The following is a 14,391-nucleotide window of genomic DNA, read 5'->3' as shown; positions in this document are numbered from 1 at the left end:
GCGTTTGCTGATCAGATGGCAATGGTTTCGAACATTGCCATATCCAGCATGAACGAACCATCGGGCTCGATTTCGAAATGCTGCTTCACTTCAGATGCGGCAAGCACCTGCAGCCTGCGGATGGTCTGGGCCAGATCCGCAGGGGTTGCCATCCGGCGGATCCAGGTATCGAACTCCATCTTCACCCGGAAAGTTCGGACTTTCTGGAGGCCAAAGCGTGCTTGGCCCAGCATCGCGGTCCATTCCTGCAGGCTGTAATCTCGCACATGCGAGGTGTCACGCAGCAGTTCAACCGCCTGCAGATGCGTGTCGAGCAATGGATGGGCCGGTGCGATGACATCGATGAAGACGGCAGGGGCACCGGCTTTGAGCACACGGCGTCCTTCGCGTAAGCCGGCGGTAACATCGTGCCAATGATGCGCCGTATAGCGACAGCCGAGGAAGTCGAAATGGCCACTGTCAAATGGCAGCGATTCGACGGACGTTTCAACAGTTTCGATATTGCCGAGGCCGCGTTCTGCCGCCGTGCGCGCAACAGCGGCCAGCATGTCGGCGGACAGATCGACGGCGACGACCCTACCGGCATGGGCTGCCATCGCGTACGACACATGTCCGCCACCACAGCCGAGATCGATGGCGCGAGCAGGCTTGGCATCGGCGACAATCGCCGTCAGCGCGGCAAGATCCTCGCCGGTCGAATGAACGGCGCTTGTGACATAAGAATTGGCGCGTGCACCGAATTGGCTTTGGACCTGCGCATCATGTGCCGCAGCATTGCTGTTTGTCGTCTCGTTATTCATCGTCCGTCTCCTGTGATGACACACAGAATGCGCCGAATTTATCCTGTTACAAGTGACAAGATATCCTGTTATAGATTCTGCCATGCTGGATTTGGAAAAGCGTAAATTGCTGGGCGATTTCGTCCGTTCCCACCGCGAGCGGTTGGAGCCGGAACGTCAGTTCGGGCGTCGCCGCACGCCGGGCCTAAGGCGGGAGGATCTCGCCGATCGCGCCGGGATCAGCGCCACGTGGTGTGCCTGGATAGAGCAGGGGCGGGAGGTGCATCCTTCCCCGCAGGCTCTTGCGCGGCTGGCTGTCGCGTTGGAATTGACGCGGGCCGAACGGGCCTATCTCTTTCAATTGGCGGGTCGGCGTGATCCGGATGACAGCCAAACGCTGGGTTCCCCGGGGGCGCCGCAGTCACTGGTACGGATGGTCGAATCCCTCGGCGTGCCAGCTTACGGGCTTGATGCGCTCTGGAATGGCTGTGTCTGGAATGCGCCCGCCGAAAACCTGTTTGAGGGCTGGTTGACCGAGGGCTGCGACCGCAACCTGCTTCGCTTCGTTTTTCTGGAACCATCGGCGCGTGGGTTGATCGCCGACTGGGAGCATAGGTCTTTGCGCCTGCTGGCGGAATTCCGGGCCGATTACGGCCAGGCCATGCGAAATCCTGCCATGAGCGAACTGGTCGATATGCTCATGGACAAGAGCGACGTCTTCCGGGATGGCTGGCGCCAGCAGGTCGTTCTGGAGCGGGAGGGCGGCGAACGGCGTTTCCACCATCCGAGGCGTGGTCCGCTGCTTTTCCAGCAGCATACATTCCGTCCCTCCGACCGCCCGGACCACAAGCTGGTGGTGCTTCATCCTGTTTCTGCCGCCGAGGAATAAAGCGGTCGCACCCGCTTGCGGAAAATCAAATTCTTGGACGCGTCGCCGCAATTGATCCGCATGTCGCAAACGGGCGGCAATGCCTCTTTCGTCTTCAGCATAGTCCGATACGATCTGTTTGCGACACAATCCGGTTGCCACGCATGCCGGATGGTCCGGTTCCGGCCGAGACCATTGAAGAGGGGAAGTTAAATGTCGATCAAATCTCAAGCCCGCGCGGTCGTTATCGGAGGCGGTGTCGTCGGCGTATCCACGCTCTATCACCTTGCCAGAAAGGGCTGGACCGATGTCGTGCTGATCGAGCGCAAGGAGTTGACGTCTGGCTCCACATGGCACGCAGCAGGCCTGCTGCCTCTCTTCAACCTGTCCTACTCGGTCGGACAGCTGCACAAATATTCCGTCCGCTTCTACGAGGAGCTGCAGGAAGAAACCGGCATGAATGTCGGTTTTTCGAAAGTCTCCAACATTCGTCTCGCCCGCACCAAGGACCGCTGGGACGAATACATGTATTACGCAGGGATCGCCGAGACGATCGGCGTGAAGGTGAATATCCTCACCCCCGAGCAGGTCAAGGAAGTCTGGCCGCTCTGCGAAACGGACGGCATCCTTGGCGCCATCCAGCATCCCGATGATGGTTACATTCAGCCCGCAGATCTGACGCAGGCGCTTGCCAAGGGCGCGCGCGATCGTGGCGCCACCATTTACCGCAACACGACAGTGACGGGCATCGAGCAATTGGCCGATGGCCAGTGGAAGGTCACGACCGACAAGGGCGAGATCATTGCGGAACACATCATTTCCTGCACGGGTTCCTTTGCCCGCAAGACCGGCGACATGGTCGGCATCAACATCCCGGTCATTCCGGTCGAGCATCAGTACATCGTCACCGAGCCGCACCCGGCCATTCAGGAGCGTCGCAAGCAGGGTCTGCCGGAAATGGGCGTGCTGCGCGAGTCGGACTCCGCCTGGTACATGCGCGAAGAGGCAGGCGGCCTGATCCTCGGCCCGTATGAAGTCGGCGCGCCGGTCTGTTATGTCGATGGTCCCTCGGACCAGAGCGAATACGAACTGTTCCAGGAAGAACTGGACCGGCTGATGCCGCATATCGAAACGGCGATCGCACGCGTGCCGGCCTTCGGCGAAGTCGGCATCAAGAAGGTGTATAATGGCGCGATCGCCTATACGCCGGATGGTAACCCGATCGTCGGTCCAGCGCCGGGCCTGAAGAATTTCTGGCTGAACGAAGGTCATTCCTTCGGCATCACGGCGGCAGGCGGTGCCGGCTGGCAGCTGGCGGAATGGATCGTCGATGGCGAACCCACCGTCGACATGATGGGCGTCGATCCACGCCGCTTTGGCCCCTACGCAACCGAAGGCTACCTCATCGCCAAGAACGAGGAGGCCTATGCCAACGTTTTCACCATGCACTATCCGGACGAGGAACGCGCGGCCGCTCGTCCGCTGAAGGTGACGCCGATCTATGATCGCCTGAAGAAGCTCGGCGGCGTGTTCGGCTCACTCTATGGCTGGGAGCGTGCCAACTGGTATGCGCCTGAGGGCTATGAACTGCCGGAAAGCGAAAAGGGCGTTGGTGCAGATGTCATTACCAACCACAATTATGCGCCTGCGCTGGAAGATGGACGTTTCGTCGAGAAGTGGTCCTTCCGCCGCTCCAATTACTGGGAGCATGTGGGGAATGAAGTGAAGCATGTCCACCAGAATGTCGGCGTGCTGGACATGTCGCCTTTCGCCAAGATCGAAGTCACCGGTCCCGGTGCCCGCGACTGGCTGGAAAGCATCTTCGCCAATGCCATCCCGAAGAAGCGCGGCCGTATCGCGCTCTGCCATCTGCCGACACCGGCTGGCGGCGTGAAGGCGGAGTTCACGGTCTATGAGTGGGCGTCCGGTCGCTTCTACATGGTGTCCGCTGGTGGCCTCGAAGCGCATGACCATGACCTCCTCTGGCGTCTGGCGCCCAAGGATGGTTCTGTCACGCTGCAGCCGATTACGCAAAAATACGGCGTGCTGGTTCTGGCAGGGCCGAAGTCGCGCGATGTGTTGAAAAAGCTCACTCGCACCAGCCTGGAGAACAAGGATTTCCCCTGGCTGACCGGCAAGCAGATATCGGTTGGTGTCGCCACCGCCCATGCGCTGCGCGTCAATTTCATCGGCGAACTCGGTTGGGAGTTGCATCACCCGATTGAAATGCAGGCCTATATCTTCGACAAGCTGTTCGAAGCCGGTGCCGAGTTCAATATCAAGCCCTTCGGTATCCGGGCCATGGTGGCCATGGCGGTCGAGAAGTCCTATCGAAACATGGGGCGCGAACTCTCCATCGAATACAATGCCTTCGAATCCGGCCTCGACCGCTTCATTCGTCCGGAGAAGAACTTCATCGGGCGGGATGCGATGGTGGCCACCAAGGAAAAGGGCCTGCGCTGGAATTTTGTGACGCTGACCGTGAGCGGGAATAGTGATGTCGACGCGCGCGGATCTGAAGCCATTTATGATGAGTCTGGCGCGCTTGTCGGGCGCGTCACGAGCGGTGGCTACGGCTGGCGCATCGGCAAGTCGGTGGCGCTTGCCATGGTCAAGCCTTCACATGCCGTGGTTGGTACAAAGCTGAAGGTCAAAATCCTCGGTACGCAATACGAAGCGGAAGTCGTGCCGGAAAGTCCATTCGATCCCGATAATACTGTGCTTCGGGCGTAAACTGCTTAAGTTTGGGACAGTAACGGTCGGTTGACCATCTTTGAAAGGCGGCCTGTAAAGGTCGCCTTTTTCTGTTGCTTTGTGCCCGTGTAGATGCCGCGGCTTAATCTTTCAGCAATCGGCGTCCGCTAGTTTCACTTCGGATCACAAAGAAGAAGGCGGATCATGACTTACTTGGGCATTTCCGGAATGCAATATTCCGGCGAACAGTTTCCGGACGCTCGTATCATCGTGGCCGAAGACTCGAATGTCTTTACCTCCATGATCCGTCAGCGCCTGACGGAAATCTTTGGGATCGACCCGGAAATCTGCCGCACGTATGAAGATCTGATGATGGCAAACGAGCTGTCGGAAACGCCGGTGACGCTTGCCATCTCCAATATCAATCTGCCGGGCGCCGAAAACGGCGAGGCACTTGAGTATCTGACGGATCTCAATATTCCGACGATTGTCTTCACGGGCACCTTCCAGGAAAACACGCGCGAAAAACTTCTGGCGAAAGATATCGTCGACTACATCCTCAAGGACAATATCTTCGCGGTGGAAATGCTGGTTGAATCGGTCTGCCGCTTCCTCACCAATCATCGTCATCACGTGCTGATCGTGGACGACAGTCCGACGGCGCGTGCGCTGCTCTCCACGCGCCTGAAGCGTTACAATTTCCGTGTCAGCGTCGCCGAAAGCGGCGCCAAGGCCATCGATCTGCTGAAGAAGAACCCGGACATCGGCCTGGTCGTGACTGACTACAACATGCCCGACATCGATGGCTTTGAACTGACCCGTCGCATTCGTTCGGTGCGCGGTTCGCACGAGCTTCGCATTATTGGCGTGTCGTCTTCAACCGATCGTCTGCTGTCCGCGCGTTTCCTCAAGGCCGGCGGTAATGACTTCATGCTGCGCCCCTTCATCGACGAAGAGTTTTATTGCCGCGTGAACCAGAACCTGGACACGCTGCATCAGATCAAGTCCGAGCAGGCCCGACGCGAAACCAGAGCTAAGGCCGCCGTTCCGGCATAAGGCAGCAGTGTAAATGCCCTACATTCAGAATGAGCCTCAGGGCGCTAAGGTACGACGGGACGGACCGATTCTTCTCATCGATGACTCGCGTACCTTCGCCTCTATCCTGACCTATCGTTTCAAGCGTGAAGTCGATCTGGATGTAGTTCATTGTTCGAGTATGGACGCCGCACGCCAGGCGTTGGAGCGCGGAGATCGCTTCTCCATTGCGGTCGTCGGCCTCAACCTCCCCGGTTCTCCGCATGGTGAGGTTGTCGATCTCACAATGAGCCGGCATGTCCCGACAATCGTCTTTACCGCCACATTCGATTTGGGCGTTCGGGAACGCATCCTCGACCGCCGCGTCGTGGACTATGTCTTGAAAGATAGCGAACGTGCCTGCGACACCATCGTCCAATGCGTCAAGCGGACACTCGCGAACCGTGATCGTCGAGTGCTGATTGCCCATCACGATACGACGGTCCGCAACTGGCTTGTCGATTTCTTCCGCTCGCAGCTCTTTTCCGTATCAGAAGCGCTCAACGGTACGACCGCACTTCTGCTGGCGGAGCAGTTCCAGGACATTGAGCTCGTCATTTGCGCCCATAACCTGCCGGATATGGAGGGCAGCCAACTTGCCCGGCGTCTGCGCCGCAAGGTCAGCGAAGACCGAACACGCATCATGGGCGTCTTTCCCTCGTCAGACCGTATCAAGTCCGTCGGCTTTCTGAAGGCGGGTGGCAACGACGTGGTGTATGAGCCGCTGCTGACCGAAGAGGTTCAGTGCCGCGTCAACCACAACATTGATACGCTGGCGCAGATCAAGCAGCTGCGTCAGGCGGCTTCCAGCGACTACCTGACGGGTCTCTTCAACCGCCGCCATTTCTACACGGCAGGTAAGGTGTTGATCGATGATTGCCTGGACAACAAGGAAGCTTGTGGCATGGCCATTATTGATATCGACCACTTCAAGCGCCTCAACGAGAAATACGGCCATGACTTTGGTGACAGCGTGCTCGTGGCCATGGGTGCGCGTCTCATGCAATTGGTGGATCAGGAGAAGCATCTCTTGTGCCGCCTTGGCGGGGAGGAATTCGGTCTTCTGCTGAAAGGCATGGACGGAGAGCAGGCCTCGGATTTCTGCGAAATGATCCGAGAGGAACTGGGGCGTCTTCATTATGTGTTCGGTGATGAAGACATCGCCGCAACAGTCTCGATCGGCCTTGCCGAGGTGCAGGCGCGCGAAACCTTCATCAACTACGTGAATGCCGCCGACCAGTACCTGTTCATGGCGAAACAGTCCGGTCGTGATCGGGTGTTTTCAGACCACTTCATGGTCCGCGAACTGGAGAGCCAAGTGATGAACCGCAAGCGTCTGGCTGTTGCCTGACGCTTGCGTTCGCTAACTGGGGAGCTTCAGGCGGCTGCGCCCATCCTGTGCGTGATGACCGTCAATTTACGCTCTGCCCGTTCCTGTTGCGGTGAGCGATTGTAGATTTCGCGATAACACTTGGAGAAGTGTGACGCGGAGACGAAGCCGCAGGCAACAGCAACTTCAACAACCGGCATCGACGATTGCACGAGGAGATGGCGGGCGCGATCCAGTCTGATTTCGAGATAGTAGCGGGCTGGTGAACGGCCCATTTCCTGCCGGAACAGGCGCTCGATTTGGCGGCGGGAGAGGCCGACATGATCGGCGATCTCGACGAGGGAAATCGGCTCTGCCAGATTGCTTTCCATCAATTCAATGATCGACAGCACCTTGGAGTTCTGCACACCGAGGCGGGCGCGCAACGGCAGGCGCTGGCGATCATGCGGGTTGCGCACGCGGTCCGTCAGCTGCTGCTCGCAAACGCGGTTCACAAGGTTTTCGCCGAAATCCTGGCCGATGAGGTTCAGCATCATGTCGAGCGATGCGGTGCCGCCGGCGCAGGTGTAGATATTGCTGTCCACCTCATAGAGGTCCGCGTAAACCTCGGCCTGCGGAAAGGCTTCTGAAAAGCCCGGCAGATTTTCCCAATGAATGGCGCAGCGCTTGCCGTTCAGCAGCCCTGCCTGTGCCAGCACATGGGCGCCGGTACAGAGGCTGCCGACAGCAACGCCGCGGTTATAGGTCTCACGCAGATAGGCATTGACGGATTTGTTCTGGAACTCTTCCACATAAACGCCGGAACAGACGAGAACCATATTGGGGCGGTTTTCTCCGCCCAAGTGCTTGCGTTCGTCGGCAATGGACGAGTTGACCTCGATTGCGATGCCGCTCGATGAGTACACTTTCTCTCCATCAGCGGATGCGAGCCGCCAGCTATAGGCGGGATAACCCAGCATTCGATTGGCAATGCGCAAGGTTTCGACGGCAGCTGCGAAGGGCAGCATGGTAAAATGCGGTACGAGGAAAAAGACGAGAGTGCGTTTCTTGGCCTGAATCTTGGTCATGGGGCGGGGACTCCGTGGCGGCCCCCATTCGTCGCTTGAAATTGTGGTTCTTCAATGTCCTGTTTGCGACGTCGGGATCAATATTCGCGGCATGCTCGCGAAATCAGTGCAACACGCACGTCGCTAAAAGACAAATGCCCGATGACGGTGCCGTCCTGACGATTATCAGATTGTGGGAGATAGTAGCCTGAAGTTCTTGGATGCGATGGACCGATCGGCTCTGCTGGCGGGCAGGAGCGGGTCGGCCCTTGTCGCAAACAGCAATTTCATCGTGATGCCTTGGTGATGCCGTCGCTGTCTGGCCAGCCCAGATCCTTGCGTACGTCATACGGTAGCGCTTCGAGAAGTCTTTCCGTGCGCCGCTTTTCATAGGCGAGGCGCCAAGCGTGTAAAAGCTTTCCGATCCTGGAAAGCGGAAGATAAGGCCGGGATGGAAGCCAGCCATATTGGCCGGAACTGGTGTCTAACAGTGCCATGGAAGGGGCTCCTTTCGATCGTGGCAATGCAGCATGCGATGAGATGACGCATCACTCAAACGAATTGATTTTATAGGTTTCATCGACATTTGTTGTGTTTCATGAGCTGAAAATGCGCTTGGATTGACGATCAATCAAACGAAATGATATGGTGCTTACTGTGAGAAAAATTGAAGGTTGACCCGATGAATGCTCCGTTTCGCCAATCGCTACCCTTGCTGGATAACGACGTGTTGCGCACCTTCGTCGCCATTGCGGAAACCGGCAATTTTTCGACGGCGGCTGAAGCGGTTTTGCGGACACCCTCCGCCGTCTCCATGCAGATCAAGAAGCTGGAGGAGCAACTGCGGACCACGCTGTTTCTGCGAGACGCGCGTTCCGTTACACTTACCCAGCATGGTGAAATGCTGCTCTCCTATGCCCGGCGAATGATTGCTCTCTCGAATGAGGCGATGTCACGCTTCGTCATGCCCGAGTTGTCCGGTGTCGTGCGCCTGGGTGCGGCAGACGATATTGCCGAGCGTCTGCTACCAGGCATCCTCAGGGATTTTGCCGCAAAGTTTCCGGGCATCATGGTGGATGTGACGGTTGACATGAGCATCAAGCTGCGCCGTCGTATGGAGGAGCAACGGCTGGATCTTGCGCTGATCAACTGCGCGTCAAAGCCGTTTCCGACTGAGGGCGAGGTCATCTACACGGAGAAGCTTGTTTGGGCTGGTGCACGGTGTGGCACTGCCCACTTGCGGGATCCATTGCCGATCTCGATCTGGGAGGATGGATGCATCTGGCGGCAGGAAGCGCTGGAGCAATTGGAGCGGATGAAACGGCCTTATCGAGTGGCGTATCTCAGTGCCAACACAATGGCACAGCGTGCAGCTGTGGTCTCCGATCTGGCCATCGCGCCGTTCCCGCGTTCCTACATCACGGATGACATGCGCGTTCTCGGGCCGAAGGAAGGACTACCCGAACTCATTACCTTCGATATCCGGTTGATCACGGCGGAAACCTTGTCCGTCCCGGCGCGCGCTGTTGCCGAAAACATCCGTGAGGCTTATGTCGAAATGGGTCGGGCAGCCGCGTAATACTGCAATGATATCAAGCCGCTCGCTCCGTTCTCTGTTGAGATCGGAGCGAGTGCTTCATAGAATTCAGGAGATCTGCATTAGCATAACGGCCAAGAGAACCGTTGACGAAGCGATGATCCAGCCGAAACGGATAAACATGCGACGGCGGTGATCATGACCGGTCCAGTCATATTGCATATTGCGGCCTTTCTGTCGTGATATCTGCCAGGTCATTGGCGGATCTGCGACGATGGCGGAGCTCTACATTCCGCCCAGGTTTGCATTAGCACGTGAGACATTCGCGAAACTGGAGACTTTTTGTTCCACAGAATGAAAGGCTTTGCAACGGTCTCATGCGACTTACAAACAGTCGCTACCAGATGCCGCGTTTCAGGCCGTGGAACAGGTAGGTCCAGACCGGTGGCGGGAAGCGGAGTACGGAACGGCCTGTTGGATGCACAGCTGTCGAACGGCCTTCCAACACATCCTCGATGGCCCGAATTGCGGCCTCCGTTCCGGCTGCGGTTATCAATAGCGGATATGTGGAAATGGTGTCGGTGCGCGCGGGGCGCACACGCGCTTCCTTGAGCGTTGCCCCGGTATCGATGCCCGCATCGACCAGATGGACTGTTGCGCCGAAGTTTTCTTCGTCCCTCTCTACCCGTGCCCAATAGCCGCCCATCTGACCTCGATAGGTGGGATTGATGCCGGCATGGAAATTGATGATCGGGCAGGGGATTGCCTCGATCGTGCTGGCTTTCAAAATGCGGCACGAAATGGTGAAGACCACCGCCGGTCTCAGCTTGCGAACCGATTCGATTGTGTCTGCATCGTTGATAGAGTTTACGCGCGTAATGGGCACGTCAGGATGGGGTTTGCCACTTAAGCCATAGTCGCGCAGGATTTCCTCCGTCCGGCGCTGTGCCATCGTTTTTCCGAGCCGGGACACCGCCATGGTTGCGAGTTGCCCAAAGGCTGTCGGCCACCCCAGTCGCCGGGCGCGACGCTTGAGGATCAGCGATTTTGTCTCATACTGTTCTTCGATGACATGCAGGTTGGGGAAATGCCCTGCCAACGCATTGATCATAATCTGCGGATTGAGCCCGCCTCCCGTGAGAACGACAATATTGGCTTGCGTGGTCAAGTCCTGTTTCCTCCGCTCCGATTGTGCTTAGGAATGCGCAAGGGAGTGAGAAAAATCCGTTAAATGGTCAGAGCTTCGGTTGCGTGCGAAGGAGTGCCTCACAACAATTTGCAAGGCGCCGCAGAATATCGTGAACCTTTTTGGCCTTCAAACGTTCCAGTGGCCGGATGAACATCTTCACATCCCTTTCAAACCTTTGTTCACTGGAGCATTTGACATGAAATCCGTCTGCCTGATCGCCGCAACGCTCGTTACCCTGGTTTCTCTTACGTCTTGCGGCAATACGATCCGCGGCATGGGCCAGGATACGGCCAACACCGTCAATGCAACCCAGGATGCCGGCAAGCGCGTTCAGCGCGCCGCTCAGTAACAATTTAAACTGTAACGGCCGGGATACTCTCCCGGCCGTATCCCTATGACAGGGTACCAGACCGCGGCAACTTTATACTTTTGCCTTGGGATAGGCCCGCTCGAAGCCTCCGGAGCGCTTCAGCCCTTCATAAAATGCCTGGTAGGCTGCATGCTGGCTGGATCGCGCGGCCTCCGCCAGGCGGATCTGCAAGCGGCCGGCCGTGAGATTTCCCATCCATTCCCCCGCCTTCTGAAGCTTTAGCGAATTGAGAAACTTCGCTTCGGAAGCGCGATCCAGATAGAGATGAAGGCCATCGAGCAATGTGTCGTCGGCTGCCGGATTTTCCATCATCAGCTGAAGCCAGGACTGGTTATCGGAACTCATGCCGTTGATGGCGTCAGCAACCGACTCGCGTGTTCCGATCGGGGAAACCTTACTCATATTAAAACCTCTTCATCAGGATCGCATTGGCGCGATATTTGCCGCAGCTTCCTGACGCGAAGCTTGTAAGAGCTAAAGTTACAGTCCGGCCTTTACTTTATCCGCGATATCAGGCGTTAGCCAGGCACTCCAGATATCCTCATGGCTCTTGAGGAAATAGAGAGCAGTTTGCTCGTTGCTTGCATTGTGTTCGCTCTGCCAGGCTAAAAGCGTATTCAGCGTGCCGTTACCCCATTGTCGTGCCTTGAGATAGGCCAGCGCCGGGCCGGCGCTGTCGGCGAAGCGCCGCGTGACGACCGTGAACGCCTGTGAGGTCGGATAGGAATTCGGCTTCGGGTTTGCACAATCCTTGACGGAGGTGCAGCCATCCCATTCCGCCTTATCGAAGGGCACTCCCATGGAAAGCTTGACCATCTGATGCTTGCCGAAAATGGCAGTCGGCGCCCAGTAGTAGCCGAGCCAGCCGGTCTTTTCGGCGAAAGCTTTTTCAAGGGAGGCGTCAAGTTCCGCAGCGCTGCCGGAACCGACAAGCGAAAAGCCCTTATCCTTTGCATTCAACGCGCGATAGAGATTCTCCGTGGTAATCTGGCAGCTCCAGCCGGAGGGACAATTGCGGACGGCGCCTTGCGAGGGATTCGAAGGATCGGGAAACAGGTTCGGCTGCTTTAAGGCATCTTGAACGGTACGGATCTCCGGATGTGCGTCCGCCAGGAATTTAGGTATCCACCAGCCCTCGATTGCGCCATCTGCCAGGATCTCGGCTCCGATCACCAGGCGTCCCTGGGCAAACGCCGGCTCAAGCTGGCTGCGTAATGCATTGACCCACAGTTCTGGCGCGATATCCGGCTGGCCGCTTTCATTCATGGTCGCAAAGGTGGAAACCGTGTCGCCTGGTATGAGCTCTGCCGTACAACCGAAGCCCAAGGAGAGAATCAGCCGGTCAACATGGGCTGCCACGCCGGCAGAGTTCCAGTTCATCTCCGCAATGGAGACATTGCCGCAAGCATAGGCGGAGGGCACACCAGCAAGAAAACTGGCAAGGAGACCTCCTGCGGCAAGAAGACTGGCCCTGATCATGGTCTATGTCCCATTGTCATCCGCTTTCGTCGTGGCACTGTCATTGTCTCGCTACTTCACCCCAAGGACATGGCGGTAAAATGACGATACGGCGTTTCTTATCGTGCCTGTTTCCCCTGTGTGATTTCCCTTCAATAACTGTCGTGCGATTTATCCCGCTGTTTTATTAGGATTTCGCTAAACTATTTATGCAGCTGCATAAATTTCAATGGAAACCTTAGGAGCATCCGATCAATAGAAAGATCGGTGTCTCAAAAACTTTTGCGTTGGAGCGGTGAAAAATAACCTCGCGGTAAGAAATTGGCGGCTATTCGTTCAGCGCGGCCATTGATGCCGAAGGCTCCGGAAAGGTAGTGCGTCCCGGAGCCTGTTAATCGCCATTAAGGCGGCCCTCCCTGTTTTGGATCCGTTGCGTTTGCGGTTAGGCAGTTGACAGAATTGCCGGAACTCCCAAAATATATTGTGTGGCGCGTGCCACGATTTCACAATCAGCCCCGGGCGGGGGCCTCTAGGATCTACGAATCTCCCGCTCGGGTTTTCTCATCCTTTCCATTTTTGAATTGCACATGGCGCCTGACAGATCTCGACGCGTGACCTTTGTTCTTGGCGGCGCGCGGTCCGGCAAATCGGCATTTGCCGAACGTCTGGCCCGCGGGGATGGGCGTGAACTCCATTACATTGCCACAGGCCAGGCCTTCGATGACGAGATGCGGGCGCGCATCGCGCGCCATCGCGAAGATCGGGGCGAGGCCTGGATCACGCATGAGGTGACGACGGATCTTGCCGGGAAGCTAGCGGAGATCGATGCGCCGGATCGGGTGATCCTGGTCGATTGCCTGACGCTATGGGTCACCAACCTCATGCTGGAGGAACGGGCCGTCGACGGCGAGGGCAGGGCGTTTGTGTCTTCTCTCTCCGATCTATCCGCGCATCTGATTTTCGTATCGAACGAAGTCGGTCTCGGCATCGTGCCAGAGAACAAGATGGCCCGCGACTTCCGAGACCATGCAGGCCGCCTGCATCAGGCTTTGGCTGCGGCGGCGGACGAGGTTTATTTCATCGCGGCTGGTCTGCCGCTCAAAATGAAAGGCTGATCCCCTTTCAGAAGCCGATCAACTGGCGCAGCGGATGGGCGGGATCGGCAAGAAGCTTTATGGCGAGTGCCAGACAGGAAATAATCAGCAGCGGCTTGATCAGCTTTGCGCCGCTGCGCATGGCGAGCCGCGACCCCAGTTGCGCGCCGATCAGCTGACCGATCCCCATGATGATGCCGAGCTTCCAGAGCATCGTGCCGTTGATGGCAAAAACGGTGAACGAGCCGAGGTTGGAACCGAGATTGATCAGCTTGGTATGGGCGGTCGCCTTCAGCATGCCGAAGCCTGCCAGCAGCACAAAGCCCAGCATGTAAAAGGATCCGGCACCGGGGCCAAAAATGCCGTCATAAAGCGCAACCGCCGACACTGCCGTGATCGCGAACAGGGCGGGGGAGATGCGGCGCGTGCTGTCCGTGTCCGACAGGTTGGGCTTCAGCGCGAAGAACAGGGCGATGCCGATCAGCAGGAAGGGGATGGCTGTTCCCAGCAGCTTGGACGGCATATGTGAGGCAATGATCGCACCGGCTCCGCCTGCCACATAGGCAATGGCGGCCATCGGCAATTGCTCCTTCAGCTTTACATGTCCTTTGCGGGCATAGGCGATCGTGGCGGAGCCTGCGCCGAACGGTCCCTGAACCTTGTTTGTTGCCAGTGCTTCCAGGGGCGGAATGCCTGCCAGTAGCAGGGCAGGGATGGTGATCAATCCTCCGCCGCCTGCAATCGAATCGATGAAGCCAGCAAGAATGGCGACAACAAACAGCAGGAGGACGACATTCAGGGCAAGGTCATGCACGGGAAGGGCTCGGAGGAACTGGAGAGATCGATGCGGCGCTTCTGGCACCTGCGGCCTGTTTCGGCAATCGGATTCTTGTCGCAATTGGATGAAAGCTCTTGTGTCCGCACCGCACGGCGCTATGTTGCCGCGCCTTTG

14 protein-coding genes are annotated in these 14,391 nt (G+C 57.5%); 7 read left to right on the top strand and 7 right to left on the bottom strand.

The annotated features are described in order from the left end of the window. Nucleotides 1-11 precede the first annotated feature (11 nt). The gene (locus tag Q2T52_RS20080) at nucleotides 12-800 is read right to left on the bottom strand and encodes a class I SAM-dependent methyltransferase (protein ID WP_302078631.1); all 789 of its coding nucleotides are present in this window, start codon (nucleotides 798-800) and stop codon (nucleotides 12-14) included. A gap of 82 nt (nucleotides 801-882) precedes the next feature. Here Q2T52_RS20080 and Q2T52_RS20075 point away from each other — a divergent pair, with 82 nt between their 5' ends. The 4 genes from Q2T52_RS20075 to Q2T52_RS20060 all read left to right on the top strand — a co-directional run bounded on the left by Q2T52_RS20075 (nucleotide 883) and on the right by Q2T52_RS20060 (nucleotide 6,766). Then, nucleotides 883-1,668 carry a helix-turn-helix transcriptional regulator gene (locus Q2T52_RS20075; RefSeq protein WP_302078630.1) on the top strand — a complete coding sequence of 262 codons (786 nt, stop codon included), beginning with the start codon at nucleotides 883-885 and terminating at the stop codon, nucleotides 1,666-1,668. 198 nt (nucleotides 1,669-1,866) lie between these two features. Next, the gene (locus tag Q2T52_RS20070; protein WP_302078759.1) at nucleotides 1,867-4,380 is read left to right on the top strand and encodes a GcvT family protein; all 2,514 of its coding nucleotides are present in this window, start codon (nucleotides 1,867-1,869) and stop codon (nucleotides 4,378-4,380) included. Between the two features lie 165 nt (nucleotides 4,381-4,545). After that, entirely contained in the window at nucleotides 4,546-5,397 is an 852-nt protein-coding gene (locus Q2T52_RS20065) for a response regulator (protein ID WP_302078629.1), read from the top strand. Nucleotides 5,398-5,410: 13 nt separating this feature from the next. Then, nucleotides 5,411-6,766 (top strand): GGDEF domain-containing response regulator, encoded by a 1,356-nt coding sequence (locus Q2T52_RS20060; RefSeq protein WP_302078628.1) that lies wholly within the window; start codon nucleotides 5,411-5,413, stop codon nucleotides 6,764-6,766. 26 nt (nucleotides 6,767-6,792) lie between these two features. On the opposite strand, the gene Q2T52_RS20055 is transcribed toward Q2T52_RS20060, so the two are convergent. Then, a complete protein-coding gene (locus tag Q2T52_RS20055) occupies nucleotides 6,793-7,812 on the bottom strand; it encodes a GlxA family transcriptional regulator (RefSeq protein WP_302078627.1) in 1,020 nt (339 codons plus the stop codon). 266 nt (nucleotides 7,813-8,078) lie between these two features. Then, nucleotides 8,079-8,288: a hypothetical protein gene (locus Q2T52_RS20050; protein WP_302078626.1), complete on the bottom strand. Its 210-nt coding sequence runs from the start codon at nucleotides 8,286-8,288 to the stop codon at nucleotides 8,079-8,081. A 185-nt stretch (nucleotides 8,289-8,473) separates the two neighbouring features. Here Q2T52_RS20050 and Q2T52_RS20045 point away from each other — a divergent pair, with 185 nt between their 5' ends. Continuing rightward, nucleotides 8,474-9,370, top strand: a complete 897-nt coding sequence (locus tag Q2T52_RS20045) for a LysR family transcriptional regulator (protein WP_302078625.1) — start codon at nucleotides 8,474-8,476, stop codon at nucleotides 9,368-9,370. Nucleotides 9,371-9,725: 355 nt separating this feature from the next. Here the strand turns inward: Q2T52_RS20045 and Q2T52_RS20040 are convergent, their stop codons facing one another. Next, nucleotides 9,726-10,439 carry a formyl transferase gene (locus tag Q2T52_RS20040; protein WP_302078758.1) on the bottom strand — a complete coding sequence of 238 codons (714 nt, stop codon included), beginning with the start codon at nucleotides 10,437-10,439 and terminating at the stop codon, nucleotides 9,726-9,728. 274 nt (nucleotides 10,440-10,713) lie between these two features. Here Q2T52_RS20040 and Q2T52_RS20035 point away from each other — a divergent pair, with 274 nt between their 5' ends. After that, nucleotides 10,714-10,866: an entericidin domain-containing protein gene (locus tag Q2T52_RS20035; protein ID WP_302078623.1), complete on the top strand. Its 153-nt coding sequence runs from the start codon at nucleotides 10,714-10,716 to the stop codon at nucleotides 10,864-10,866. A gap of 72 nt (nucleotides 10,867-10,938) precedes the next feature. Here Q2T52_RS20035 and Q2T52_RS20030 read toward each other — a convergent pair whose 3' ends face one another. Next, nucleotides 10,939-11,289 (bottom strand): hypothetical protein, encoded by a 351-nt coding sequence (locus tag Q2T52_RS20030; RefSeq protein WP_302078622.1) that lies wholly within the window; start codon nucleotides 11,287-11,289, stop codon nucleotides 10,939-10,941. A 78-nt stretch (nucleotides 11,290-11,367) separates the two neighbouring features. Then, on the bottom strand, nucleotides 11,368-12,366 hold the full coding sequence (locus tag Q2T52_RS20025) for a glycine betaine ABC transporter substrate-binding protein (protein WP_302078621.1): 999 nt from the start codon (nucleotides 12,364-12,366) through the stop codon (nucleotides 11,368-11,370). 566 nt (nucleotides 12,367-12,932) lie between these two features. Here Q2T52_RS20025 and cobU point away from each other — a divergent pair. Continuing rightward, nucleotides 12,933-13,460: a bifunctional adenosylcobinamide kinase/adenosylcobinamide-phosphate guanylyltransferase gene (gene cobU / locus Q2T52_RS20020; RefSeq protein ID WP_302078620.1), complete on the top strand. Its 528-nt coding sequence runs from the start codon at nucleotides 12,933-12,935 to the stop codon at nucleotides 13,458-13,460. A gap of 7 nt (nucleotides 13,461-13,467) precedes the next feature. Here cobU and Q2T52_RS20015 read toward each other — a convergent pair whose 3' ends face one another. Next, nucleotides 13,468-14,253 carry a TSUP family transporter gene (locus Q2T52_RS20015; RefSeq protein WP_302078619.1) on the bottom strand — a complete coding sequence of 262 codons (786 nt, stop codon included), beginning with the start codon at nucleotides 14,251-14,253 and terminating at the stop codon, nucleotides 13,468-13,470. Nucleotides 14,254-14,391 lie beyond the last annotated feature (138 nt).

Origin of the sequence: Rhizobium oryzicola (assembly GCF_030504645.1) — a bacterium.
Lineage (GTDB): Bacteria > Pseudomonadota > Alphaproteobacteria > Rhizobiales > Rhizobiaceae > Neorhizobium > Neorhizobium oryzicola.
The sequence above is the reverse complement of the archived record's forward strand: the minus strand, read 5'-3'. Positions and strand labels throughout refer to the sequence as shown.

Excerpts from the sequence above, each read along its gene's own strand:
- Q2T52_RS20080 (WP_302078631.1), bottom strand. The coding sequence starts at position 800 with ATGAATAACGAGACGACAAACAGCAATGCTGCGGCACATGATGCGCAG.
- Q2T52_RS20075 (WP_302078630.1), top strand. The coding sequence starts at position 883 with ATGCTGGATTTGGAAAAGCGTAAATTGCTGGGCGATTTCGTCCGTTCC.
- Q2T52_RS20065 (WP_302078629.1), top strand. The coding sequence starts at position 4,546 with ATGACTTACTTGGGCATTTCCGGAATGCAATATTCCGGCGAACAGTTT.
- Q2T52_RS20060 (WP_302078628.1), top strand. The coding sequence starts at position 5,411 with ATGCCCTACATTCAGAATGAGCCTCAGGGCGCTAAGGTACGACGGGAC.
- Q2T52_RS20055 (WP_302078627.1), bottom strand. The coding sequence starts at position 7,812 with ATGACCAAGATTCAGGCCAAGAAACGCACTCTCGTCTTTTTCCTCGTA.
- Q2T52_RS20050 (WP_302078626.1), bottom strand. The coding sequence starts at position 8,288 with ATGGCACTGTTAGACACCAGTTCCGGCCAATATGGCTGGCTTCCATCC.
- Q2T52_RS20045 (WP_302078625.1), top strand. The coding sequence starts at position 8,474 with ATGAATGCTCCGTTTCGCCAATCGCTACCCTTGCTGGATAACGACGTG.
- Q2T52_RS20040 (WP_302078758.1), bottom strand. The coding sequence starts at position 10,439 with ATGATCAATGCGTTGGCAGGGCATTTCCCCAACCTGCATGTCATCGAA.
- Q2T52_RS20035 (WP_302078623.1), top strand. The coding sequence starts at position 10,714 with ATGAAATCCGTCTGCCTGATCGCCGCAACGCTCGTTACCCTGGTTTCT.
- Q2T52_RS20030 (WP_302078622.1), bottom strand. The coding sequence starts at position 11,289 with ATGAGTAAGGTTTCCCCGATCGGAACACGCGAGTCGGTTGCTGACGCC.
- Q2T52_RS20025 (WP_302078621.1), bottom strand. The coding sequence starts at position 12,366 with ATGATCAGGGCCAGTCTTCTTGCCGCAGGAGGTCTCCTTGCCAGTTTT.
- cobU (WP_302078620.1), top strand. The coding sequence starts at position 12,933 with ATGGCGCCTGACAGATCTCGACGCGTGACCTTTGTTCTTGGCGGCGCG.